This window comes from Paenibacillus sp. FSL H7-0690 (assembly GCF_037980415.1).
Lineage (GTDB): Bacteria > Bacillota > Bacilli > Paenibacillales > Paenibacillaceae > Paenibacillus_AQ > Paenibacillus_AQ odorifer.
In genome coordinates, this window is the sequence record NZ_CP150281.1 from 4,520,079 (window position 1) to 4,544,513 (window position 24,435).

The 24,435-nt window shown below is 43.1% G+C and carries 25 protein-coding genes; 6 read left to right on the plus strand and 19 right to left on the minus strand.

Annotated elements, in window-relative coordinates:
• Positions 1 to 169: 169 nt before the first annotated feature.
• Together MHI32_RS19940 and MHI32_RS19945 are read right to left on the minus strand one after the other, a co-directional pair.
• Entirely contained in the window at positions 170 to 739 is a 570-nt protein-coding gene (locus MHI32_RS19940; protein WP_076129874.1) for a hypothetical protein, read from the minus strand.
• An 85-nt stretch (positions 740 to 824) separates the two neighbouring features.
• Positions 825 to 1,016, minus strand: a complete 192-nt coding sequence (locus MHI32_RS19945) for a cysteine-rich CWC family protein (RefSeq protein WP_076129911.1) — start codon at positions 1,014 to 1,016, stop codon at positions 825 to 827.
• Positions 1,017 to 1,180: 164 nt separating this feature from the next.
• On the opposite strand from MHI32_RS19945, the gene MHI32_RS19950 reads away from it, so the two are divergent.
• Positions 1,181 to 1,729, plus strand: coding sequence for a MepB family protein (locus MHI32_RS19950; RefSeq protein ID WP_076281482.1), 549 nt, complete (start codon positions 1,181 to 1,183; stop codon positions 1,727 to 1,729).
• On the opposite strand, the gene MHI32_RS19955 is transcribed toward MHI32_RS19950, so the two are convergent.
• Positions 1,699 to 2,229, minus strand: a complete 531-nt coding sequence (locus MHI32_RS19955; protein ID WP_312148312.1) for a hypothetical protein — start codon at positions 2,227 to 2,229, stop codon at positions 1,699 to 1,701. The genes MHI32_RS19950 and MHI32_RS19955 overlap by 31 nt on opposite strands.
• Before the next feature lie 107 nt (positions 2,230 to 2,336).
• Between MHI32_RS19955 and MHI32_RS19960 the strand changes: the two genes are divergently transcribed.
• Both MHI32_RS19960 and MHI32_RS19965 read left to right on the plus strand, forming a co-directional pair.
• Entirely contained in the window at positions 2,337 to 2,945 is a 609-nt protein-coding gene (locus MHI32_RS19960; protein WP_076281480.1) for an isoprenylcysteine carboxylmethyltransferase family protein, read from the plus strand.
• A gap of 127 nt (positions 2,946 to 3,072) precedes the next feature.
• A complete protein-coding gene (locus tag MHI32_RS19965; RefSeq protein ID WP_340010647.1) occupies positions 3,073 to 4,341 on the plus strand; it encodes an alkaline phosphatase in 1,269 nt (422 codons plus the stop codon).
• Between the two features lie 542 nt (positions 4,342 to 4,883).
• On the opposite strand, the gene MHI32_RS19970 is transcribed toward MHI32_RS19965, so the two are convergent.
• Positions 4,884 to 5,405, minus strand: coding sequence for a PadR family transcriptional regulator (locus MHI32_RS19970; RefSeq protein ID WP_036688994.1), 522 nt, complete (start codon positions 5,403 to 5,405; stop codon positions 4,884 to 4,886).
• A 181-nt stretch (positions 5,406 to 5,586) separates the two neighbouring features.
• On the opposite strand from MHI32_RS19970, the gene MHI32_RS19975 reads away from it, so the two are divergent.
• A complete protein-coding gene (locus MHI32_RS19975) occupies positions 5,587 to 7,512 on the plus strand; it encodes an FAD-dependent oxidoreductase (RefSeq protein WP_339187729.1) in 1,926 nt (641 codons plus the stop codon).
• A gap of 484 nt (positions 7,513 to 7,996) precedes the next feature.
• Here MHI32_RS19975 and MHI32_RS19980 read toward each other — a convergent pair whose 3' ends face one another.
• The 8 genes from MHI32_RS19980 to MHI32_RS20015 form a co-directional block, all read right to left on the minus strand.
• Positions 7,997 to 9,091 (minus strand): winged helix DNA-binding domain-containing protein, encoded by a 1,095-nt coding sequence (locus tag MHI32_RS19980; RefSeq protein WP_340010650.1) that lies wholly within the window; start codon positions 9,089 to 9,091, stop codon positions 7,997 to 7,999.
• An 82-nt stretch (positions 9,092 to 9,173) separates the two neighbouring features.
• On the minus strand, positions 9,174 to 10,235 hold the full coding sequence (locus tag MHI32_RS19985; protein ID WP_340010652.1) for an LLM class flavin-dependent oxidoreductase: 1,062 nt from the start codon (positions 10,233 to 10,235) through the stop codon (positions 9,174 to 9,176).
• 26 nt (positions 10,236 to 10,261) lie between these two features.
• Complete coding sequence (locus MHI32_RS19990) at positions 10,262 to 11,233, minus strand: ring-cleaving dioxygenase (RefSeq protein ID WP_076190569.1); 972 nt, start codon at positions 11,231 to 11,233, stop codon at positions 10,262 to 10,264.
• 87 nt (positions 11,234 to 11,320) lie between these two features.
• Entirely contained in the window at positions 11,321 to 11,788 is a 468-nt protein-coding gene (locus MHI32_RS19995; protein WP_076190567.1) for a MarR family transcriptional regulator, read from the minus strand.
• A gap of 80 nt (positions 11,789 to 11,868) precedes the next feature.
• Positions 11,869 to 12,582 carry a type II CAAX endopeptidase family protein gene (locus MHI32_RS20000; protein WP_340010654.1) on the minus strand — a complete coding sequence of 238 codons (714 nt, stop codon included), beginning with the start codon at positions 12,580 to 12,582 and terminating at the stop codon, positions 11,869 to 11,871.
• A gap of 98 nt (positions 12,583 to 12,680) precedes the next feature.
• Positions 12,681 to 14,021, minus strand: a complete 1,341-nt coding sequence (locus MHI32_RS20005) for a HAMP domain-containing sensor histidine kinase (RefSeq protein WP_340010656.1) — start codon at positions 14,019 to 14,021, stop codon at positions 12,681 to 12,683.
• Position 14,022: 1 nt separating this feature from the next.
• Complete coding sequence (locus tag MHI32_RS20010; protein WP_076105240.1) at positions 14,023 to 14,718, minus strand: response regulator transcription factor; 696 nt, start codon at positions 14,716 to 14,718, stop codon at positions 14,023 to 14,025.
• A gap of 126 nt (positions 14,719 to 14,844) precedes the next feature.
• Entirely contained in the window at positions 14,845 to 15,009 is a 165-nt protein-coding gene (locus MHI32_RS20015) for a hypothetical protein (protein ID WP_175617275.1), read from the minus strand.
• Positions 15,010 to 15,274: 265 nt separating this feature from the next.
• Here MHI32_RS20015 and MHI32_RS20020 point away from each other — a divergent pair, with 265 nt between their 5' ends.
• Complete coding sequence (locus tag MHI32_RS20020) at positions 15,275 to 15,622, plus strand: PadR family transcriptional regulator (protein WP_076129886.1); 348 nt, start codon at positions 15,275 to 15,277, stop codon at positions 15,620 to 15,622.
• The gene (locus tag MHI32_RS20025; RefSeq protein WP_076129887.1) at positions 15,609 to 16,604 is read left to right on the plus strand and encodes a hypothetical protein; all 996 of its coding nucleotides are present in this window, start codon (positions 15,609 to 15,611) and stop codon (positions 16,602 to 16,604) included. Before MHI32_RS20020 ends, MHI32_RS20025 begins: the two co-directional genes overlap by 14 nt.
• A 389-nt stretch (positions 16,605 to 16,993) precedes the next feature.
• Here MHI32_RS20025 and MHI32_RS20030 read toward each other — a convergent pair whose 3' ends face one another.
• Genes MHI32_RS20030 through MHI32_RS20060 form a run of 7 tightly spaced genes read right to left on the minus strand, consistent with a single transcriptional unit; the run spans position 16,994 to position 24,413 of the window.
• Entirely contained in the window at positions 16,994 to 18,271 is a 1,278-nt protein-coding gene (locus MHI32_RS20030; RefSeq protein WP_076190556.1) for an alpha-L-fucosidase, read from the minus strand.
• A gap of 49 nt (positions 18,272 to 18,320) precedes the next feature.
• Complete coding sequence (locus MHI32_RS20035; RefSeq protein ID WP_076304850.1) at positions 18,321 to 19,271, minus strand: ROK family protein; 951 nt, start codon at positions 19,269 to 19,271, stop codon at positions 18,321 to 18,323.
• A gap of 28 nt (positions 19,272 to 19,299) precedes the next feature.
• Complete coding sequence (locus MHI32_RS20040; protein ID WP_340010659.1) at positions 19,300 to 19,992, minus strand: copper homeostasis protein CutC; 693 nt, start codon at positions 19,990 to 19,992, stop codon at positions 19,300 to 19,302.
• 24 nt (positions 19,993 to 20,016) lie between these two features.
• Positions 20,017 to 21,456 carry a leucyl aminopeptidase family protein gene (locus MHI32_RS20045; protein ID WP_076129891.1) on the minus strand — a complete coding sequence of 480 codons (1,440 nt, stop codon included), beginning with the start codon at positions 21,454 to 21,456 and terminating at the stop codon, positions 20,017 to 20,019.
• A 41-nt stretch (positions 21,457 to 21,497) separates the two neighbouring features.
• Positions 21,498 to 22,490, minus strand: coding sequence for a dipeptide ABC transporter ATP-binding protein (locus MHI32_RS20050; RefSeq protein ID WP_139332068.1), 993 nt, complete (start codon positions 22,488 to 22,490; stop codon positions 21,498 to 21,500).
• Positions 22,487 to 23,488 (minus strand): ABC transporter ATP-binding protein, encoded by a 1,002-nt coding sequence (locus MHI32_RS20055; RefSeq protein ID WP_076129893.1) that lies wholly within the window; start codon positions 23,486 to 23,488, stop codon positions 22,487 to 22,489. The genes MHI32_RS20050 and MHI32_RS20055 overlap by 4 nt, the downstream gene beginning before the upstream one ends.
• Before the next feature lie 13 nt (positions 23,489 to 23,501).
• On the minus strand, positions 23,502 to 24,413 hold the full coding sequence (locus MHI32_RS20060; protein ID WP_038572342.1) for an ABC transporter permease subunit: 912 nt from the start codon (positions 24,411 to 24,413) through the stop codon (positions 23,502 to 23,504).
• Between the last annotated feature and the right edge of the window lie 22 nt (positions 24,414 to 24,435).

Below are 24,435 nucleotides of genomic sequence, written 5' to 3' on the forward strand. Positions count from 1 at the left end.
AGAATCGAAATGTCACTAATTCAACATATTTACATCCAGAGCATAATAATGAAATTGCACTTCTGCAATAGACATAAAAAAGGTATCTCAAAAGCCACAATGGCTAATGGGATACCTTCATTTTTTGGCGGAGGATATTTTTCTGTACATCATCTATAAAAAAACAGTCTCATTCGTTCTCTGGACGTCCTAACATCTGATCTATCTTCTCTTTTGCACCTTCCCATGAGGTCAATAATGGAAAAGCATATTGTTCACGGGCCCGCAAATTCCATGGATGCGGAATACAAAGCACTTTTCTTCCCTCCTGCAATGCCGGAACCAGGTTATGCACCCCGTCATCGATCAATAGATCGTAGTTAATAAGATTTTTTCGCTTACAGGTAAAGAAATTTTCAATCGGAATAAACGGCATATGCTTCTGCAGCCAGTTCCATTTTTCCACCACCGACTGGGGTTGGGCTGCCGTAACAATAATTACATCATAAGCGTTATGCAGTTTCTCCATTTCTCCTACGACATGTTCGTCAAACAGTTCAAGCTCTTCATACAGACCGGGCCGCCCATAGAAAATCTCTTGTGTACAATCCGGATGACGTAAATGATCCGTATTCCAATCAAGCATTTCCTCATACCGCAGCAGATGCGTGGGAAAATCATTATTATTATGGTATATGGCTCGCTTCACTAGATGGCAAATTGTATCATCCATATCTACTGCAATTATTGGCTTCCTCATCTGCGCCTCCATTATTTTTTTAGATTACACTTTAATTATATACAATGAAATTACGGTTTTCGTCGAGAGTTAATTAAAATCCCGGTTAATGTTTATTAAATGCTTCTACGCATTTTTGGCAGATACAAGCTTTCCCTCTCAGTTCTTCCGGGATCTGTTCTTGCAATTCGAGTGGAATTTCTGTATGGAAACACCAACAGTCACCGCCTTCAGCGCCACAACGATTCAATTCTTTACATAAAGGACAATGGCGTTCTTCAACCAGTATGTTCATCATATCCAAAATTTCTACTCCCCCAAAAATCACAAACTATTTTTCTTTGGAAAACCATATCAATAAAATAAATCCAACTTCAATTTCTCTATTATTCCTACACTTGTGAACTCGGTTCACTTGCATTAAGATAGTGAACATTACGAACTCAAATGGGAGAATAACAGATGAATGATAAGAAGCTGAGCTTTTTAGATACCCTACATAGTGACTTACTTGCTACCATGGAAGAAGTATATAATCCTTGCAGGTTTGATTGCTCCGAACCAATTCTTGAACCGCAAAATGCGGAATACGGAGCATATATCTTTACCTTAAATGTGCTGGCCATTAGATTCCGGGTGGCTAAAATCACACCCACTAAAGTCGGGCAATTTGTGACACTATGGGAGCGAATTGGAGATCATCCCATCCAACCCTATGACATCTCAGATCCTGCTGATCTCTTCGTTATAAGTACACGAAATGGGAATCACTTTGGCCAATTTATTTTTCCAAAAGCTGTCCTAAGAGAACAAGATATTCTATCTGATAAAGGTGAAGGTGGAAAAAGAGCTTTTCGAGTCTACCCGCCTTGGGATATTCCCACGAGTCGCCAAGCTCAAAAAACGCAAACATGGCAGTCGGAATATTTCTTGGATATCCCTGCAAATAAACCCATAGACTACCTTCGTGCGCAAGCACTCTACGGTTTACCCGTAAATCTTACGGTCTGACCTATCTCCTCCACATGTCCCTTATCACCCTGCAAAATAAAATAATAGTATACATCATCTCCTATTTTCACCGCTTCGGGATATTTAATTATAAGCGCCGCTTGATGATTCCATTCCTCCCCTTGGTCAGCAGAAGGCATAATCAACTTTGCCTTCTCTTCCTCTTTCAACCTCTCTAATGTCAGTTCAGTAATTTGCGGATTGGACCCATAAGGCTTCAGCTGATGGGAGGCAACGATTTCAGCAACTTCATCTATTGATTGTCCCTCTCCAGACATAGCGGATAATTGAAAAAAACCATCCTCCCCCTGACCCTTCTTATCATCTGCTGAATCTACGACCCATTCCGTTGGATACTTCAAAGAGACTCCATAAGCATTGGAAGTAAAGGTTGCAAGCCCAGTTTGCGTAACCAGCATACCGATTACAGTACCTGCAAGTACAATAACCGCGATAACCAACACCCATAGCCACCGTTTTTTGTATACTCTTATTTTCACGATATCCCCCTAAATCAATAATTAGTTGACATGTACAATATTAGGAAATAAGATATAAACAAACATATGAGCAATCATTCATATGTATTAGTGAGGAGGAAATTAAAATGAGCGATCTTAAAAATATCCTATCTCTACTTCTTTTCTGCATCTTCCTAATTTCTTATCTATTAAAGCTCCTTATACTTTACAAGAAAAACCACATTAAAGGAAACGTTCTGGCTAAAGGCGCTAAACTATCTAAGATCCATTATACCGAGCTATTGGTAAAAACCTCTACTTTTTTATGGGGCGCAGTATGGTTTGTTTTTTCCGTAGCAGAGTCCTTTATGGTTACACTTGTAGACAAAACGTTTGATATTCCTGTAATTCACTTTAGCGGTGTGGGTGTAGCTGCCCTCGGGTGTTCCATTTTCATTCAAGCTATGATTGCTATGCGCACTTCATGGAGAGTTGGGATTGATAAGACTACTGTAACCAAACTCATCACACACGGTATTTATAAATATAGTAGAAACGCTGCATTTGTCGGGTTTGATCTCATGTTTTTGGGATTGTATCTGATGTACCCCAATCTGTTAACACTCCTAATATTCATTCTTAACATTGCCGCGATTCATTTACTAATTCTTCAAGAAGAGCAACATTTAATGTCCGTATTCGGAGATGAATATATCCAATATGCCAATAATACACCCAGATATTTTTTATTTTAAAATCTTTTATCAAGCTCCGATAATTTATATTCACTATATCATTTTACATTTTTTACAAGTCCAGAAAACATTCTCTTAATGTAACTACTATAATATGAGACTGTAAACATACATTAGGAGGGAAATTATGAAATCACCGAAAAAGTATGGCGTCAGAACAGCAATTGTAGCGACAGCGGCAACTGCTCTTTTTGTATCCAGCATAGTCACTACAAATGCACCTAATCAAGCAGACGCAGCATCTTCGAACACAAGAAATGTAATTCTGTTTATTGGAGACGGAATGGGTGCTGCTCAGCGTGATGCCATCCGGCTTGCCACCGTAGGTGAAAAAGGAAATCTAGCAATGGATTCCATGCCATACGTTGGATTAATTCATACAAGCTCCACTATCCCTGTTACAGATTCGGCTGCTTCTGCTTCTGCTTATGCCAGCGGTGTGAAGACTTATAATGGTGCTATCGGAATGGATGCCGATAAAAAAAGTGTTAAGACCATTATGGAATATGCTAAAGATGCCGGGAAATCAACAGGTGTAGTTACTACTAGTCAGATTACAGACGCGACTGGCGCCGCATTTGGTGCTCACGTTGAAGACCGCTCAAAGCAAAGTGATATCGCTCTTCAGCTTCTGACAAAGAGCAAGGTTGATGTTCTGCTCGGTGGGGGTGAGGATTTCTGGTACCCGGCAGGCAATCCCGGCAAATTCCCAGATGAACCCGCTGAAGATCCTTCAGAAAAAAGCAAAGGAACGCAAGGTAACCTTGTGGATAAAGCTAAACAGTTGGGCTACACCTATGTAACGAACAAAGCGGATATGCAAAAAGCAAAAGACGGCAAGCTGCTGGGAATATTCGCAAACGAGGAAATGTTCCAGCAAAAGCCTGAGGGTGAAGGAGATATTTATAATCCGGTGGTATCGCTGCCCGAGATGACTAAGAAAGCTATAGATACGCTAGCAACAAATAAAAAAGGATTTTTCCTTATGGTGGAAGAAGAAGGCACTGACGAATTTGCACATCAAAACAACGCTAAAATGACGATTAAATCAGGTCAAGAACTGGACAAATCCGTGCAAGTAGCCAAAGACTTCGCCAAAAAGAATCCAGATACACTGGTTCTAGTGCTTGCCGACCATGAGACCGGCGGATTTTCTATTGAAGCAGTTGACGCAGATGATGAGTCCGGTGACGGCATATCCAAAGAAGACGGTCCATTCGCCATCGCCAATTCCAAACACAATTTTGTAGTGGACTGGACGACCTCAGGCCATACTGCGGTTGATATTCCAATTACAGCTATGGGCAAAAATGCACAATTATTTACTGGAATCTACGAAAACACCGAAGTATTCACCAAGCTTATGCAAGCATCAGGTTTTAAAGCCAATAAATAAAAGCGAGTAAAAAAAGACTAGCCAGATTTTTTTCTGGGTAGTCTTTTTTATTTTAAAATACAGTATTTACTTAGCATCTGTTCGCACAACAAAAATGATATTCTTAGTCTGATCCGCCCATTTACCTGTCAGATGAAATCCTCTGATCGTTGCTCCAGGCTCATAATCTTTACTATTTGAACTCAAAAAGGCTGCCAGATTGACTCAAGTTTAAACGTTGCTTTTCGATCTGCGAATTAGTGGATGGTTTCACCAAGCTTTACATAAGGAATAGAAGCCGCAGAATCCTTCATTTGTGCTTGAAAAAGCGCACTCTCATCATCCAGTTCTATGCCCACCTCTCTGGAGAGGGGTTCAACTAATCTGATGTGAAATATTCGATTCCCAATATGATCAAACCCAAAATAAAGATGATGATATCAATCACAAGCGGAAAACCTAAAGCTAAACTATGAATCGATTTTACAAATATACCGTTAATTAACGATTACAGCGAGGTGTGTTTATAAAATTCTATTTTTATAGCTAATCCAACGGTTTCCTTATGCTTCTAATTTACGTGACAGCTCCTTAATTAACTCGATCTCTCGTAAAACCATACTTCTGGTGTAAAAATAGAGCTCCTCAGAGTAATCCATATCCTCACTATTGCCAACTACTTTGGATAACTGCTGTAAATGGTCCAGCTTTTCGTTCATATAAGTCTCTCTGTAATCAAGCAATCTTCTACGTGTCTCCTGATCCAAAAGCTCATAATAAGCAAGACGAATAGACCATTCATTATCAATTCGAATAGTCTCCAGCGTAAATTCTGTTAAGCAGGTGTTAAACCGCTCCTCACCCTCAGTAGTTATAGAATATACATAACGTTTAGGCCGGCGTTCCTGAATTTCCGTTTTTTTGATTACCCATTTTCGCTTTTCAAATAATTTCAGCTTTGGATAAAGCGAGTTATTGTTTACGATTTTATCATTGCCCATTACAAAAATAATGTTTTTTTTAATTTCATAACCATGTTTGGCCCCTTTCATTAATTGGGCCAGAATCAAAACTTCAATATCCATAATCATCCTCCGGGCTTCCGGAATACGTATCCGGTTCATCATTTTCTTATATTACCTCAATTACTACATTCCTGCCAAATCACTCGTGATTTTTTGCACATACTTCCACCCTGTTCTTTCGCTAATATAGGTTAAAATAACCTATTTATTTTCAACCTATATGTAGAGAGGAAGTTATCATATGGAATTCACACATTTATTTAGCAAGGGCACAATCGGAAATATGGAGCTTAAGAACCGGGTCATTTTACCAGCGATGGGCACGAAAATGAATGCGCCGGGTGGATACGTCAGTGATCGTCTGATTGATTACCATGTAGCACGAGCTATAGGCGGCAACGGCTTAAATACTGTAGAAGTAACAACTATTCACCCAACGGCGGCCTCCGATGATGCTCCTGCCCTTTATGATGATAAATTCATTCCAGGTATGGCTCAATTAGCATTAGCTATTCGAGAGGCAGGAGGCAAAAGCTGTCTACAGTTATGGCATGGAGGTAAAGTAACTCCCAACCTAATTCAGGTCTCCTCTTCACCTGTTCCGTTTGAAGGCGTGACTCATATACCACGTGAACTTGCGCATCATGAAGTCGGCGAGATGGTTCAAGCTTACGCAGATACAGCATTACGTGCGAAGAAAGCCGGATTTGACAGTGTGGAATTCCATGCCGGCCATGGTTATTTGCCCCAACAATTTCTAAGTCCTGCAATGAATTTTCGTCAGGATGAGTACGGCGGTTCTTGGGAGAATCGCTGCCGCTTCCCGCTGGCTTGTATCCGGGCTATCCGGAAAGCGGTTGGACCTGGGTTCCCTATCTTGATGAGAATCTCTGCGATTGAGGATCTACCGGGCGGACTTACGCTGGAAGATATGAAGCTCTTCTCAAAGCTCGCTGAAGAAGCTGGAATTGATGCTATTAATGTATCTCGTGGGGTCCCTGCTGGCGCTGCGATTAAATATGAAGTTCCGCCGATCGATTTACCTGTAGGCTTCAATGTAGATAACGCAGCACAAATTAAATCTGTGGTTAACATCCCTGTTATTGCCGTAGGCCGTATTAATGATCCAGCAATTGCAGACCGGATTATTGCGGAGGGTTTGGCTGATTTTGTAGCCATTGGGCGTGCGCAGCTGGCAGATCCGGAATTCTGCAATAAAGCTTTAGCCGGACGTGCAGACACGATCGTTAAATGTGTGGGTTGCGACCAAGGCTGCTTCGATGGATTCGTGAATCCTAATGTTCCATTTATCAGCTGTGTGTTTAATCCTGCAACCGGTCGTGAAAGTGAATATGAATTGCAGCAAACGGGTATCCCCAAAAAAGTACTTATTGCTGGTGGTGGCCCTGGCGGATTAGAAGCAGCTGTCACCCTGAAACGACGTGGGCATCATCCAATATTATGCGAAAAAAATGACATTCTGGGCGGACAGCTTTATATTGCCGGTGCCGCACCACGTAAAGAGGAAATGGCTGCAGCCGCTCTGAATATGGGAGAAACCGCTAAACGTGAAGGTATAGACATTCGAATGAATACAGAGGTTACACCTGAATTAATCCAAGAAATTGCTCCAGATGAGGTCATTCTTGCAATCGGATCTTCTCCTATTATTCCGCCTGTGGAAGGCATCGACAGTTCACATGTGGTCAATTCACATGATGTGTTATGGGGAACGGTTCATCCAGAAGGAAGAGTCGTTATTATCGGCGGTGGTTTAGTGGGGCTTGAGGTCGCAGAACTGCTTGTAGAGCGCGGACATCAAATCACTGTAGTTGAAATGCAAGCTGATGTTGCTAATGATCTAGGGCTTCTGCGGAAAATCTGTGTCATGGAAAGTCTATATGGACATGGCGTTGAATTAATGACCAACAGCAAATGTATGGCGATTCAAGGGGATAGCGTAATTGTTGAAAAAGACGGCGAACGTCACAGCCTACCTGCTGATTATGTAGTAATTGCTGTAGGTTCACGCGCCCTCAACAAACAAATCCTTCAGGATTTCTTGGAGGAAAGCTCCATCCCTTATCATGTAATTGGCGATGCGGTGCAAGCGCGTAGAGCGCTGAATGCGATTTGGGAAGGCGCTGAATTAGCTAGACGAATCTAATTAAGCTAACTATATGCTTCATGAAAATAACCCGGCAGATCCGCCCTGCCGGGTTATTTTTTACTCAGAGTGCATTCGTGAGCGGCTATTCGGTAATCGGTATCCATTTAATCCTTCACCCTTCACCCTTCACCCTTCACCCTTCACCCTTCACCCTTCACCCTTCACCCTTCACCCATTATGCCGTTCGGACTCAGGAGACGCTATTGAGCTAAAAATAGCCTTTTTACGAATCTATCGGACCCAGATGCCGCTATTCCGCAAAAATAGGGGTCAAAAGAGGTGCTGCGACGGGAATAACTGCATTGGAGTCCGAAAAGCTCAGCAAATCAGCATTTAGGTGCTAATAAGTGCAACGGTGTCCGTTAGCGAGAGAGATGCGCACAAAAGTATGGTGAGAAAGATGAAAATGGTGAGAATGTCAAGAATGATGAGATTGGTGAGAATGTCAAGAATGATGAGATTGGTGAGAATAGTGAAATACTCATCTCAATGAACCACTCACATTCATTTTGAGTATTGGCAGCCCAATAAATGCGGCATATCGCTCAGCTTCTTTAAGTACCAACTTTTCCGTATCGCCCAGCTCGGCAAAAGGATGGATCATAATCTCAATCCCCTTGGTCTTTAGGGTTCTTTTCCATGTACCCACCACCTGACCCTCCACAACAATCGTCGGAAGAAAAACACCATTATTCCCCGGAACTATTAAAGGAGCAACGTCAGGCTCTAGAACGGCACTTCGGTCTTTATAACCCAGAATGTACTCATCAAAACCCGGAAGCAGATGAACGCCGGAGTCCTCAGCAGCTGGCTCTAGCCGATCAGCAGACATCCAATACTCACTGCCATCAATAACCTCTGATTGCAGTTGACTTTTGGCCGCTTCCAGACCTCTTCTAGCATCGGTAAGGGTGATGCCTGCCCACCAAGCAAAATCCTGAACAGTTGCTAAACCATGTCCGGTGAAATATCTCCAAGCGAGTTCATACAATGATTCATCGTAAGAAAGTTCTCGAAACTGTGGCACCCATTCCTCTAACAAAACAATCGTTTGCTGCTTACCATTCATCGGTCCGAAACAAATCAACCCTTGGTACGCAACATTCCACAACATATGATAACCACGCTGGTTCCCCGTGTGAATACCTTCTTCTTCTATTAGCTGAAGTAAAAGAGCACGATCTAGCTGCATTCCACCTTGTAAAGCATTAACTATAATATGTCTACAACGTTCTAGTGTCTGATCATCTAGCCCAAGCTCTGCATTCCGCCGCTTTGTTTGTCCTGCTAAACGCGGCACAGATAGCTGATGCATCCACTTTACATCTTCCGGGGGGACAAAATGAAGCGTACCTCGCAGCGTCCAATTCAGAATCATCTTGCGATCAGCGATAGCACGCTCTATATCAGCTAAACTCGAAGATGGAGTACGTAACCCGATCGCCCACATCGCCTGCATGTAATCCTGCGCCTGTACTGCCCCTAATTCTTTAACGACCTGTTCGGGCTTGATTAGCTTGGAATCAACGATCTTCTGGTTATATAAACGTTGCGCAGCTAACATTTTATTCGTCACACTTTGCCTCCTTAAGTGATCCTTCTCAAACCATCTTATTGGAATAATTTTAATATAATTTTTTCCAATCTCATAGTTTTTCTTATTTCTTAGCTGTGGCCCGTCTTACGGCTGGTGCGACTACCGATCCCAACAAATCAATGATTTGCTCAACCTGAGCATAAGGTAAACCACCAATATCAATCTGAGCCAGAAAACGATTGTGTCCGTACAGCTCATGTTGATAAAGGATTTTTTCAATAACCTGTTGTGGGCTGCCTACGAGCAGCGCATTTCTCACACTCATGGCTTCAGCAAATTGGTCTTTAGGGTACGCTGATCCACGAAGCTCTTTCATCATGTGATTTAAATAAGGGTAATAGTTACGGAACGCTTGCTGTGAATCTTTATCGATATATAAAAGGGTGGTTGTACCCACCGGCAGCTCAGCCGGATTAAAACCTGATTGTGCGGCAACTTGACGATACATATTCACAGAGGTCTTGAACGCTGAAGCAGGTCCACCTAAAACAGCCAGCATCATCGGGATGCCCATTCTTCCTGCCTTAACTGCACTTGCCGGAGGTCCTCCAACCGCTCTCCAGATGGGCAGTTTACCACTCAGTGGCTTCGGAAAAATCTCCATATCATTTAGAGCAGGACGGAATTGCCCTTCCCAAGTAATTCTTTTTTCGTTATTTATTTTCATAAGCAATTCAATCTTCTCTTCGAACAATTCTTCATAATCCCTCACGTCATATCCGAACAGTTCATAAGCTCCTAATCGTGATCCACGTCCAGCAACAATCTCTGCTCTGCCTCCGGATAACAAATCCAATGTCGAAAATTCTTCATGTACACGTATAGGATCCGCTGTGCTCAATACAGTCGCTGAACTGATGAGTTTGATTCGTTCCGTTGCGTTTGCTATAGCTCCAAGTACGACCGATGCTGCTGAAGTAATAAATTTCGGCTGATGACTCTCCCCCACTCCAAACACATCTAATCCAGCATCCTCTGCTAATTTGGCGGCAGCAATGATCTCTTGAATCCGTTGTCGTTCACTGATTGATTTACCTGTTAAGGCATCTGCAACATGATCACCTAATGTGTATAAACCTATTTCTAAACCCTTATTCTCGTCGATTCTATATTGTTCCATCATGATGATGTCCTACTTTCTTCGCTGTATTATTGGATAGGATGAAGCTTCGATGCAATCTCTTCCCGGCGTTCTTCCAGAAAAGAAGGCAAGGTCAAATTCTCGCCCAATGTGTCAAAAGATTCATCAATCTCAAACCCTGGACCATCTGTAGCAAGCTCGAAAAGAATATGGTTCGGATCACGGAAATACAAGGAATGGAAGTAATAACGATCAATGACCCCTGTGTTCTTGAACCCTGCAGCTGTGATTTTAGCAGCCCATGCGGTTAATTCTTCCAGATCCTTCACTCTTATAGCCACATGATGGATACTCCCTCTTCCCGGTCTTTCCCGGTCTTGATCATTAACTTCTTTGAGCTGAAGTTCAGTGTACAAGCCGCCTTTAGCTGTTTCATAAATATCCACCATTACCTTCGGGTCACCCATGGATGGCACTCTACGAACTTGTGTATAGCCTAAAATATCCTCCAAAACAGCCTTTGTACGGCTAGCCTCACGAACAGTCAATTCAACGGGACCCAATCCAACAATGGCATATTGTGGTGGAATATCATCAGTAATCCAAGGTTCTACCAGCTGAGTCACATTATCTTTTTCTGCGGACACCAGATGAACCGTTAATTCATCACTATCCTGAAAAGTAAGCGAATTGCGCTCCTCTATACTTACGATAGCTTCATGAGCGACTTCAAATGTATCTAATCTGCTAGCCCAATATACTAAAGCCTCATCGCTAGGAACGAGAAGAGAGATTGCAGAAATACTGTTCGTTCCTTTCCGGGTCTGGCCTGCATTTGGCATTTCAAAAAAGGATACCTCGGTGCCTGGAGCGCCATTAGAGTTGCCATAGAATAAATGGTACATGGTTGGATCGTCCTGATTTACGGTTTTTTTGACAAGTCTTAGTCCCAGTACTTCTGTATAAAACCATAGGTTTTGTTTAGCGTCTTTAGTAATCATTGATACATGATGTTGTCCGGTTATTTGTGGTTGGCTCATTTTAATTTCCTCCTAATATAATTATGGTTTACTAGTAAACTGATGCTGAAAAAAGGAAGCTTTATTCAGAATAAAGCTTTTACAATACTACTGAACTCCTCGTGGAATCCGATTCTCATTCAGGCTATGACGGTGAATCTTCTTAAGCATGCTGTAAAATACTTTCTTCTCGTCGTCCGTCAGTGGATCGAATAACGAAGCTTGGAAATCCGATTGCAAAGGAAGCACCTTCTCGATAAGCGCCTGGCCCTTTTCAGTTAAAGAAATATACTTCACCTTCCAATCCTGCTTGCGTTCAATCCATCCTTCTTTTTCTAATCTGCCAAGCATATGTGATACTCCACCTTTAGTAATGGTTAAATGCTCGGCCATTTCCATCTGTGTCACAGGCTGATGTAATAGTATTTGTACTAACGCATCAAACTGGCTAACCGTTAAATCAAACTGCTTCAAGAACTCATTGGAAAGATCGTTACTATTGTCATAAACTCTTACCAGCCGCAGCCAGATCAATAAGCTTAGTTTGTTGTCTTCAGTGAATCCATTGTCTCGCATTATACCACATCCATTGCTTTGGAATTGGATCTATTTGATTATCAGTTTACTAGTAATCTGATGTGAAGTCAAATTTCGTATTAACTTAAGAAATAGAGAAGCACAGATAAACCATTACTAAACATGTGCGCGCCTATAGGCACTAATATATTTTTTCTCTTCTCATATAGGTAGGCAAAGATTAATCCAGCAGCCATATAGGAGAAGATATTCCACATTTCATTATAGTTGCTCTGGAACACCACGGCTCTATAGACATGCTGGAAGCCAAATAAAAAGGAGGATATCAGATAAGCCAGAAGACGACTCTTCCTGCGGATCGTTCTAAAAATGGTAACCCGATATACTAATTCTTCAATCACGGGGCCAATCCATACCACGTTCACTGTAAAAATAAATGGATACGAGGACAACATTGCCCGTAAATCCACCTCATTAACAGACTTTGTAATAGGATGAAAAATGGAAATTAGTGTGGGAATCAACATACTTCCGATGATAATAATCAAACAAAGTCCCCAAACCATCCATAACATATTACGGACCCAGTATTGTCTGAAATCATGAATAGCTTGTTTATAGAATCCCCTAAAACCTATAATCACTCCTATGTAGATCAGACTATTCAACATTAAGGCCATTCGATTTTGTTGTTCTGGCTGCCAAATAAAAACATGGTTAAGAATCCCCATAACCGGCCTGATCAAGAGATTGGAGAACAATCCTAAAAAGTACATTACTGCTAATATAACGCCGAAGATCAATTGCCTTTTACTTGATTTTTCATCAATCATTATAATCTATTCCCCCAAGTAAAATTGTTAATAGACTGAATATCAACCATTTTAGCATTGGGAAATTTCATACGACTTAATGTAATCTTACATAGACCTTAAATTTGCCGGTTCAGCTCAATTATAATTTCAAACTGGTTATCTTGCGTATTCAGCTGAACAGTCCCTCCATGAGCAGCTATTATTTTTTGAACAATGAGTAGCCCTAATCCAGAACCTGCCGGGTTCAATGCTGATGGTTGGCCGTAATTAATAAAAGTAAGCTTGGCTCCATCATTCACCTTTTCCAGCACAACTTGAAACGTAGAACCTTGCTCCTGATAAGCGATGGCATTATAAAGCAGGTTTGAGAATACTCGATTCATTCTTTTTTTATCAAACTGTAGATTTATTTCTTCTGGCTCGATTACAAAATCAGGGATCAGACCCGCAGCCTCAAGCTCGGGCAACATATGTATCATTTCTTCTCTCAAGTATTCTGAGAAATCATCTGTTGTAACATCCAAGCGGAATTCGGGACTTTCCATTCTCGATAATTCGAACAAATCCTGAATCAATACATTGGCACGGATACTATTTTCGTATATTATTTTGGCAAATTCCAAATGTTCTATCCGACCGCTCACCTGTTCTTTTAGTTCAAGCTCTGCGTAACCCATAATACTTGTTAATGGATTTTTTAAATCATGGGATATATCCAATATTAGATTTTTTCGATTGTTTTCACTCTGTTCTTTTAACGAGGTCTGGATCTGAATCACTTCTGCCATATGATTAAAAGCCTGCTCCAGTTGACTAAACTCCCGATTCCCGCCTACCTGCACTCTTGCTGAATAATCCCCATTCTTAACCTTTTTAACAGCAGCGGACAACTGGTCTAAGGGTTTAATGAAACTAACCGCCGTAATTCTCGCATAAATCATCGTGCTTAGAATCAGAATCAACAAATAACCTAACCCAATAAACCCAAGCATTTGAAGGGTATGATCCTGCATAGGTGAATCTGAATTCCAATGGAAACTGCCTGTCATTTTCACTTGTATAGGTAAAGAGACGATCAGCCAAAATTGTTCCTGCTCATTATATTCAACAGTGATCATATCTTTGTTAGCGCCAGTATTCATTAGAAAATCCGTAAATTCTTTGACACTAATCTGCTTGGACGTAAATGGATTGTTGCCAATGGAGTGTATGACTTCGTAATTGGAATTCACAACCTGTAAACTGCCCCCGACATCATTAACAACACTAGTGTCAATTCTTTGATAGTCATTTTGCATAAGCTTAGCAGCCGTTAACTGATTATAAATAATGTCCTTAGATCCCAGCCTGTTCATGCAAAACAAAGCAACAATCACCAATATCGTTATAACCGTTGTTATAAGAAAGATCGCGATATAGTTTTTTAACAATTGATAGGATATATTTTGTTTTCTCATCTTATTTACCTGGGTTGTAGAATTTGTAACCTAGTCCACGCACTGTAACGATATATTCGGGATGGTGTGGGTCCCGTTCGATCTTATTCCTTAGACGGCTGATGGTAACCATAATCGTATTATTATCACTATAGAAATCTTCTTCCCACGCCGCTGCATATAACTTTTTGGGCGTAAAAATTTGATTAGGACTCTGCATCAGACATTGTAATACCTTATATTCCTTGGCATTTAGAAGAACTGGACTTTCATTTATGTACAACATACATTCCTTTAAATTCAGCTTCAATTCTCTATGTTGGATTGTTTCTTCAGTTATCGATTGGCTAAGATCGTATACATTTCTTCGTCTCAGCTGCGCCTCAACCCTAGCCACAAGCTCTGAAGCACTAAATGGCTTCACCATATAATCGTCTGCTCCAAGGCCTAAGCCCACTATCTTATCAATTTCTTCACCGCGGGCAGTTAACAAGATAACCGGAATATGGCTTTTCTCTCTTATCTGTCGCAGCAGATTAAGCCCATCAAGCTTGGGCATTACAATATCCAGAATGGCAAGATTTATTTCATGTTGATTAACAACCTCTAAAGCCTCAATGCCATCCTTGGCTTCGAATACTCGATAGGATCGATCTTCTAAATGTATTTTCACTAGTTTTCTTATATCAGTTTCATCTTCAGCAATCAGTATATTCATCGCTTAATTCCCCTAACTATTCTCAAATAGCTGAGTCTTTTCACTCAGTATAACTTGCCAATACCACTTCGGTATATAAAGCCTAAAGAATACATCTGGAACATCATGATTAAAATACCCATGGATTCAACCTGATGCGAACTCTGGACTCGTTAGTGCACACCAAGGAATGCGATTAAATTCCTCCCAAGGATCACCATAATCAAATCTATCCTTTGACCAGCCCTTATGAACCGGTTCAACTACCTCCCATGTAGAAGCATTCGGAATGTCACTAAAAAATGGAATCATTTCACGACCTCCTTTTAATCAAACTGCTTCACAAAATAGAAAAATTTTCTTATTTATTTCTCAGAAGATTATTTTATTCAATTGATGTTGGAACAACAATAGTGTATGATGCATAGTATAGATCGAATACTGTATGACACATAGTAAGTATAAACGACTTCGACGTCCTCTTAAGGACAGCAAGCGTTTAAACCAAAAATATAAGAACAATTTACAATTTATAAGAGATTATAAATCCTTATATTTTAAATAATGAGGTGGGTGAATGAGTACTTTATTAAATTCTTTAATCACAGAGCTTAGAAGAGGTACGTTAACGCTAGCCGTTTTAAGTCAATTACGAACACCCCAGTATGGATATTCGCTCGTTCAATTGTTGGAGGAATCCAGCATCATCATCGATCAAAGCACCCTATATCCATTACTTCGCCGACTAGAGAAACAGGAATTAGTGACGAGCAGCTGGGACACATCCGAGAGCAGACCCCGTAAGTATTATGTTCTAAGTGACTATGGCGTAGAGATTTTTTTACAGCTAAAGGAAGAATGGCTTAAGAATTCGAAAGAACTCTATGGCCTATTACAAGGGGAGGATGACCATGAAGCTGATTGAGATTTACATTCATGAAGTTACTCGGAGGTTACCAGAACAAAATCGGGAAGACATCGCATTAGAATTACGATCAACCATCGAGGATATGTTACCGGATGATTATGACGAAAAAGAGGTAAAAGCCGTCCTTGCAAAATTGGGCAATCCAGCTATTTTAGCTAGTGAGTACCGCGATCAGCCCATGTATCTCATCGGCCCACGCTATTTCGATTTATATGTTACGTTATTAAAAATGATTATACCCATCGCTGTAGTTGTTTCTTTAATCGCTCTGGTTGCTGATTACTTGATTGGCTACAGCGGCGATAAAACAGTTGCGGATATTGTTACTGCAGTTATAAGTACAGGAATTGGAACCTTTCTTGAAGTAGGCATCCAAGTCTTTTTTTGGATAACTGTTGTGTTCGCTATTATCGAACGGGCAGATAAAGGAAAGGAAGGTCATCCTCTTACTACAAAATTAAGGAAATGGACTCCTGATGATTTGAAGGATATCGCGCTTGTCCATAAGAAAAAAGCAATTACAAGCTTCGAAGTGTTCGGAAGTTTACTGTGGACTGCCATTTGGGCTACTGTTTATTTTAATGCTGAACACCTGATCAGAGTCTATAGAGGCGGTGAAGGCGCACTTAACTTCGTAGCCCCAGCTTTTAATCAGCATGTGTTACTTGATTATTGGCCTATTATTCTTATTGTGATCGGATTAGAAGTCGCATTAACTATATATAAATTAATCAAGAGACAATGGACTAGAGAATTAGCATTATGTAATACGGTCCTTGAGCTCATTGTACTTATTGTATTCGCTGTTATCCTTATAAATCCGAGTGTATTTAACCAAGAATTTATTAATTACATGTCTAATTTATTAAACACTACAGCTAACCAATTTGAAACGGGACTAGTAGGTGGAGGAATAGCAATCTTGATTTTAGTCGCGGTCCTCAATATATATGAGGGCTTCCGCAAGGCTCGCCTTTAGTATTCACAGAACGGCGATTCTCCTGTTATTTGGAGAATCGCCGCTTTGTATTCTGATTCGTTGAATGCCTGCTTCAAATGCAACAACTTCAACATTGTCAGCCTCCTCTGAGAGTTGCGGACCCAGATGACGTTATTTGCACATTTTCTGCCTTTGGAACAGGGCTTCGGACTCCAATGACGCTATTCCCTAGAATCAGCTCCATATCGGGGGTGTTTCAAGGCAATAGCGGCTATGCGGTCCGTTGGCATCCCAAAAGTGCGATATTTCTGGGTTTAGAGTCATCTGTGTCCGATAGGTGTTTCGTATGTGCAAATGTTGGCGAAGAATACGAAAAAAAGGAGTTGTCTCAGCAGCCATTCAGGGCATATGGGACAACTCCTTCTGATTTAATTAAATAGTTCAAGCTCGATAACCGTATCCATCTCATCAGGTAACATCGCGCCTTTTAATGTAATAAAAGCTCCACCGTCAACATCCGAATATTCCTCAGCCATCCACGGCGCCTCCACCTTTAGCTCGGTACCATCACGTAGTAATCTTGCCTTTTTAATCTTCCCTTTCAGACCTTGGAAATAGATCGGGCCAATTCCACGGTCGTAGACATGCGCATACAATTTATTGCCCTTTTGCGTATAACGTCCCCACTCTGGCTTAGGTAGCAAAGACTTCCCGCATCCATAAATACTATCTCCATTAAGGCGCATCCAATCCCCAACTTCGTCAAGGATAACCAGTGATTCCCGCGTCATTTCACCTTTGGCATCTGGTCCAACATTGAGGAGCAGGTTACCATTCTTACTGATACATTCGACCATCGTACGGATGACTTGCTTGGTCGATTTATAATTCTTATCCTCGGAATGATAACCCCAGTTGTCATTCAGGGTAATGCAGGCTTCCCAAGGGATGGATTGGCCGTTTACGTCAACAATGCCGCCAGGCGGAATGATCTGCTCGGGGGAGAAGAAATCTCCAGCATACTCCTCAGGTTCTGCCGCACGAATATTGCCACCTAATCGATTGTCGATAATAATATCAGGTTGTATGGAACGAATCATCCGGATAAGCTCCGTCGCCTTCCACTTCTCCCCTGTCATATTATCGTAGGAGAAGTCAAACCACATAATGTCGATTTTACCGTAATTGGTGAGCAGTTCCTTTACTTGCCCATGCATATACTCCAAGTATCTATCGAAATCAATCGGCTTATCTTTGACCGCTTCGTTATCCCGATCAGGATGTGCCTTATCTCCATAACCGGGATAATCCTCATGGTGCCAGTCTATGATAGAGTAATATAGACCAACTGCAATACCTTCAGCACGGAAAGCGTCTACATATTCCCGCACTAGATCACGCCCAGCGGGCGTATTAGTCGCTTTGAAATCAGTCAGCTTACTATCGAACAGACAGAACCCGTCATGATGTTTGGTCGTAAGCACAGCATATTTCTGACCCGCAGCTTTGGCTGCACTTGCCCATTTCTTCGGGTCATATCGAGAGGCGTCAAATTCATCGAAATACGTCATGTAATGCTCTCTACTCATCCTCTCGTTGCCGCGTATCCATTCCCCTCTAGCAGGAATTGAATATAATCCCCAATGGATAAACATCCCGAACCTATCCTGTAAGAACCATTTCGTTCTTTCTTCTCTTGTACCCATCTCTCCAACTCCTCCGTTAATGAAAGCTGTGATCAATCATTCACTCCACCTAAGCGGTATGAAATAATGCAGCTGCTCCAATTAGGCCTACATCGTCTTTGAGCGCGGCAGGTTCAATTGTAAAAGTACCCTTATAAGGATCCATGACAAATAGCTCCGTCTTCTCCACCAGTGCAGGGAATAACAAATCTCCAGCCTTACTCACGCCTCCACCGATCACGATCCGATCAGGATTGAACGTATGTACTGCATTGGCTAGACCTAGTGCCATATAATGAATACTCCGGTCAATAACCTCGACGGCCACGGGATCGTTAAGTGCCATGGCTTCAAATACGTGCCGCGAAGTAATTTTTTCTCCATTTATATTAGCCAGTTCCGTAATCATCGACGGTCTGCTCTCCATACTTCGCAGCGCCATATCCCGAATCGCTGTGCCCGAAGCGAAAACTTCCCAGCAGCCGAATCTTCCACAGCTGCATTCCGTTCCGTTCGGGTCAATAATATTATGACCTAGTTCACCAGCAAATGAATTTTTGCCAAGAAGCAGCTTGCCGTCAATGACGATACCTGCTCCAATCCCTGTGCTAAAGGTAACATAAACCATGTTGTCTGCACCTTTGCCAGCACCTCGGACATACTCGCCCCAAGCCGCAGCGTTCGCATCATTCACTACCTTTACTTCAACGCCTAGCTCCAACTCCATCCAGTACTTCAGTGGAACATTATCCCACTCCGGAAGATTGGTGCCGTGAATAACGATCCCGTCCTGGCTATTTACAGCTCCGGGAGAAGCCAGACCCACTCCTGTGAGTGGTCGCCCTTCGGATACGGAGCGGATCATATCGATCATTCGCTGCACCACTTCTTTAGCGGTACGTGCCCCAGCCGTTTCCATCAATTCCCGTTTCAACACGGTCCCCTTTGAATCAAACAATGCTGCGGCAATTTTTGTGCCTCCTAAATCGATTCCAACTACGTAGCTCTCAACCTTCTGCATAACCCATTCACCTTTTCACTATCTATTATTAGCCGTTAGAATGAATACTCTCCGCTAACGCCCGTAAGGCTGCTGGATCGATTGGCGACAAAGCGTCTTTGTCATAACGTACAGCCGACCCAAAATGTACTTCTGTTACTCCAGTCTGATGTATAAATGATGTAATACCTTCCGGCTTCAGACCGCTTCCAGCCAGTATACTTACCGATTTACCCTTTGATTCCTCGACTAGCTTCCGCATAGCAGGAATAGCTTCAGGTGCCGGACCTGGCCCGGCAGAAGTGAGCACACGCGTAATTTGCGGATACTTACAAAGCGTTCGATAACCTTCTATTTGATCCTCCAACTCATCAAAAGCACGGTGGAAGGTTACTTGCAATCCCTCGGTCAACGGCAATAATGTTTCAAGCGCTCGCTCGTCGATAGTCCCTTCCGGAGTTAACGCACCAAGCACAATCCCCGCCGCACCGCTGGCTGCAATTTGCTTTATCTCTGCTGCCATGGTCAAAATGTCATACTTTGAATAGCAAAAAGAACGGCTGTGCGGGCGAACCATAACAAACGCAGGAATGTTAACCGATTTGGCAACTTGTTGCACCAATCCTATCCCTGGTGTTAATCCGCCTTCCGTAATCGCAGTAATGAGCTCCAGGCGGTCAGCCCCATTCGCTTCGGCTGTAAGAGCATCGTCCATACAAGTAGCGATGACTTCCAATCTCATAACTTTCCTCCACTCTTCCGGTTGTTATTGTTGTGCCTGTTTCATAACATAATCAGCGAGCAGTCGAGCACCATAGCCCGTTGCTCCAGCTTCTGAATACCCCACATCCTGTTTGTACTGAACCGTCCCAGCCATATCAATATGGACCCAGCTCAGCGATTCCGCTACAAAGCGCCGTATAAAAAGCGCTGCTGTAATCGCACCTGCAAAAGGTGAAGTACTAACGTTGCGCAGATCAGCGTAATTGCTTCGAAGATCGACTTCGTATTCATCCATAAGCGGCATGGGCCACAGTCGTTCTCCATTGCGCTCACCGATTTCGACGAGGCTCTGCGTCATCTCTCCATCACCCCATATGCCGGCGATACCTAATCCTAACGCTGCGCCAACATTTCCAGTAAGTGTTGCAATATCAATGACCTTAGTTGCCCCGATATTTGCTGCATGAATAAGAGCATCCGCGATAATAAGCCGCCCCTCGCCATCCGTATTTGCAACCTGAACCGTCAGCCCATTAGGATAGCGTATAACAGACGATGGCAGCATTGCTTCAGCATCTGGTACGTTATCAACAACTGGGATCAACGCGGTCAAATTTACATGAGCTTGATTCCGTACTAAAATATCCAGCGCCCCAAGAACAGCTGCTGCGCCACCCATGTCCATACGTGCATCGCTAATATCACTTGCGGTCTTAACATTCATCCCACCCAAATCGAAGGTAACACCTTTACCCACCAATGCCAGCATTGGCAATTCAGGGTTACTCTCATAGCGAATTTCAACGAGGGCTGGGGAGTGTTTACTGCCAGCTCCAACCGCCAGCAACCCATTCATCTGTAGGTCAACCAGCTCCTGCCCCCGGTAGACATGAACTTTCACTGCTGCGTTATCACGCTCGAAATATTCGACCATCCATTCTGCGAACCGATCCGGATTTAGAGTCCCGGGCACCTCATTCACCAGATCGCGAGCAACCACTGCTCCTTCAGCGCGCATGCGGCCAGTACTTAGTACAACTTCCAGTTCAAGCTTAGTCAGTTCAGGCCAATCAGCTGTCTGGAGCAGCAAATCAACTGAAATGTCTATTTTAGTAACACCACGATAGGTTTGAAAACGATATAATCCGAGAAGCCAGCCTTCAATCCATGCTTGCAGCTCATCCGCAGCGGAAATATTACTTTCTGCTGTCCTACGAACAAATGAAGCTGAATTTCTTCCTTCTCTTAGGGCTGTACGGGCGGCAGATCCCGCTGCTCGGCGAACTTTCTCAAGCGTAAGAGCCCGGCGTTTTCCCATTCCAATAGCTATCACATCGGACTCTTCCTCAGAGCGAGCATATAACCATGTCACACTGCCACTCTGTTTGTGAGCTTCTCCCAGCCGAAGAGGAAAAGCCTCCTCTTCATAGGCTAAGTAGATAAGCGTATCCGCCCCATTAGCGGAATCGAACAAGATATTCATAGCTGTCCCTTCTTTTCCGTAAAGTGTACTCACATTTTAAATTATCGTTCTAGTTTCAACATTTCTTCATCAAAGAGATGACAAGCGAGCTCATGACCTGGTTCAACTTCCCGGAATACAGGCACATGTTGCTTACAGATTTCCATACAGGAAGGGCATCTTGTATGAAAACGACAGCCCGTCGGCGGATCAACTGGACTTGGAAGATCCCCTTTTAGAATAATGCGTTCCTTCTTCAAGCTTGGATCGGGCACGGGAACTGAAGATAGCAGCGCTTGGGTGTAAGGATGCAAGGGACGGTCATACAATGTATCCTTATCAGCCGTCTCCACAAGAGAACCCAGATACATAACCCCAATTCGATCACTAATATGCTCGACCACACTGAGATCATGAGAGATGAATAAGTACGTCAGGCCATATTCCTCCTGCAAGTCCTGTAACAGATTCAACACTTGGGACTGAATCGATACATCCAGCGCTGACACGGGTTCATCCGCCACAATTAGACTTGGGCGAACGGACAGAGCCCGGGCAATCCCAATCCGTTGCCGCTGTCCACCGCTGAACTCAAACGCGAATCGCTCGGCGTGGAAACTGTTCAATCCAACGGTCTCTAGCAGTTCGCAAGCTAGTTTATCCCGTTCTTTAGAGGACAGCTTTGTATGAATAAGCAGGGGTTCGGCGACAAGATCCTTCACCTTCATGCGGGGATTAAGTGAAGCATAAGGGTCTTGAAACACCATCTGCATATCTTTGCGCAGAGGCCGCATTTGGTTGTCTGAGATATGGCTAATATTTTGTCCCTTAAACCATACTTCTCCATGATTGGGTTCCAGTAAGCGAGTCACCAGCCTGCCCGTAGTCGATTTCCCACAGCCACTTTCACCTACAAGGCTGAACGTTTCTCCCTTACGAATGGCGAATGAAATCCCATCAACGGCGTGTAAATATTTAGTCGTTCCGAAGAAGCCCTTCTTCACAGAAAACAACTTCTTCAAACCCTTAACCTCAATTAATGGAGTCTCTTTCATAAACATCCCGCTCCTTCCGTGTCCTCCTGCTGTGTAAGCCAACAACGGCTTTTGCGCTCTAGCCCCTCAATCGGAAGTAGCTCAGGTTCTTGCGACAGACAACGCTCCATGGCAAATTCGCAGCGTGGCGCAAACTTACAGCCGGCAGGCATTTGTGAAAGGTCTGGCACATTCCCTTTTATAGACTCCAAGCGATGTACATTCTGGCGCAGCTTAGGTACCGATTGAATCAATCCCTTGGTATACGGATGTTGCGGTCTGGCGAACAGCTCCTGAACAGAGGCTTCTTCCACCACACGACCTGCATACATAACAACTACCCGGTCACATAATTCGGCAACTACTCCAAGATCATGGGTAATGAGCAGCATTCCCATATCCTGTTCATCTTTCAACTGCTTCATCAGATCAAGAATTTGCGCTTGAATCGTTACATCGAGTGCGGTCGTGGGTTCATCGGCAATCAACAGCTTTGGATGACAAGACATGGCCATTGCAATCATAACCCGCTGTCTCATCCCCCCGGATAGTTGATGCGGATATTCATCGATTAATTCCTCTGCGCGAGGGATACCTACAAGCCGCAACATATGAATGGCATGCTCACGAGCCTTCTTACGCCCATAACCCAAATGCAGCCTAATCGGCTCTGTTAATTGCAGCCCAATCCGCAGCACTGGATTAAGAGAGGTCATCGGCTCCTGAAAAATCATTGCCAGATCATTTCCCCGGATTTGGCGCATCTCCTTCTCAGAAATCTTCGTCAAATCCTTTCCTTCAAAACGCACAGAACCTTCAGAAATTCTGCCCGGCGTATCTTTAAGCAACCGCATGATCGATAATGAGGTTACACTTTTGCCACAACCAGATTCACCAACCAGGCCTAGCACTTCACCTTTTTTAATAGCAAAGTCTACCCCCGCAACCGCAGTTATACTTCCATCGCCGCGTTTGAACTCCGTTTTCAGCCCTTGTACATCCAACAAATGTTGAGTCATGTCTTGTCCCTCCTTAGTTTTTCATTTTGGGATCAAGAGCATCACGCAGTCCGTCCCCGACCAGGTTAAATGCAAGTACTGTTAAAAAGATGGCTATCCCCGGAAAATAAACGATATGTGGAGCAATACTTAAATAATCACGTCCCATACTTAACATTGCGCCCCAATCGGGCTCTGTTGTTTTTGCACCCATTCCGAGAAAGCTCAATGATGCAGCGGCCAAAATCGCTCCGCCAATCTTCATGGATAGATTAACGATAATGCTGGGCACGGTCTCAGGAAAAATATGACGCCAAATAATCCGGCGATGCTTCGCTCCCATGGAACGAGCCGCTTCCACAAACAATGTTTCTTTCGCAGACAGCGTTACGCTCCGAATAATTCGGGCGAACGATGGAGTACCAAAGACTGCAACTGCGATAACAACGTTGGATAGACCCGGACCGAGAATGGCGACGATCCCAATGGCAAGCAGCAAGTCAGGAAAAGAAAATAGTACATCACTGCCACGCATAATTATCCGATCTAGCCAACCGCCATAATATCCGCTTAACAGACCTAGGATAGTTCCAAGTACACCTGCGATTAAGACGGAACTGAGACTGACCGCTAAGGTTAAGCGAGTACCATCAATCAGACGGCTTAGAATATCACGGCCATATTCGTCTGTCCCGGCCCAATGCGCAGCAGAAGGACCTGCCATAAGAGCATCGTAGTTTGGTTCATCAGGATTATACGGGGTCAAAAATGGCCCGAAAATTGCAATTAGGAATAGCAATATAATAAAAAATGCGGCCACAAGGGGCATCTTTTGTTTACTGAACTTACGTAAAAAAACACCCATACGGCCTTTTGTTTTCTCCGGGGCCAGTACCTCTCCGGGTAATGGAGATTTTGCTCCCATCACCGCCGAATTGTCACTCATGATATCCCTCCTGATCCTAAAT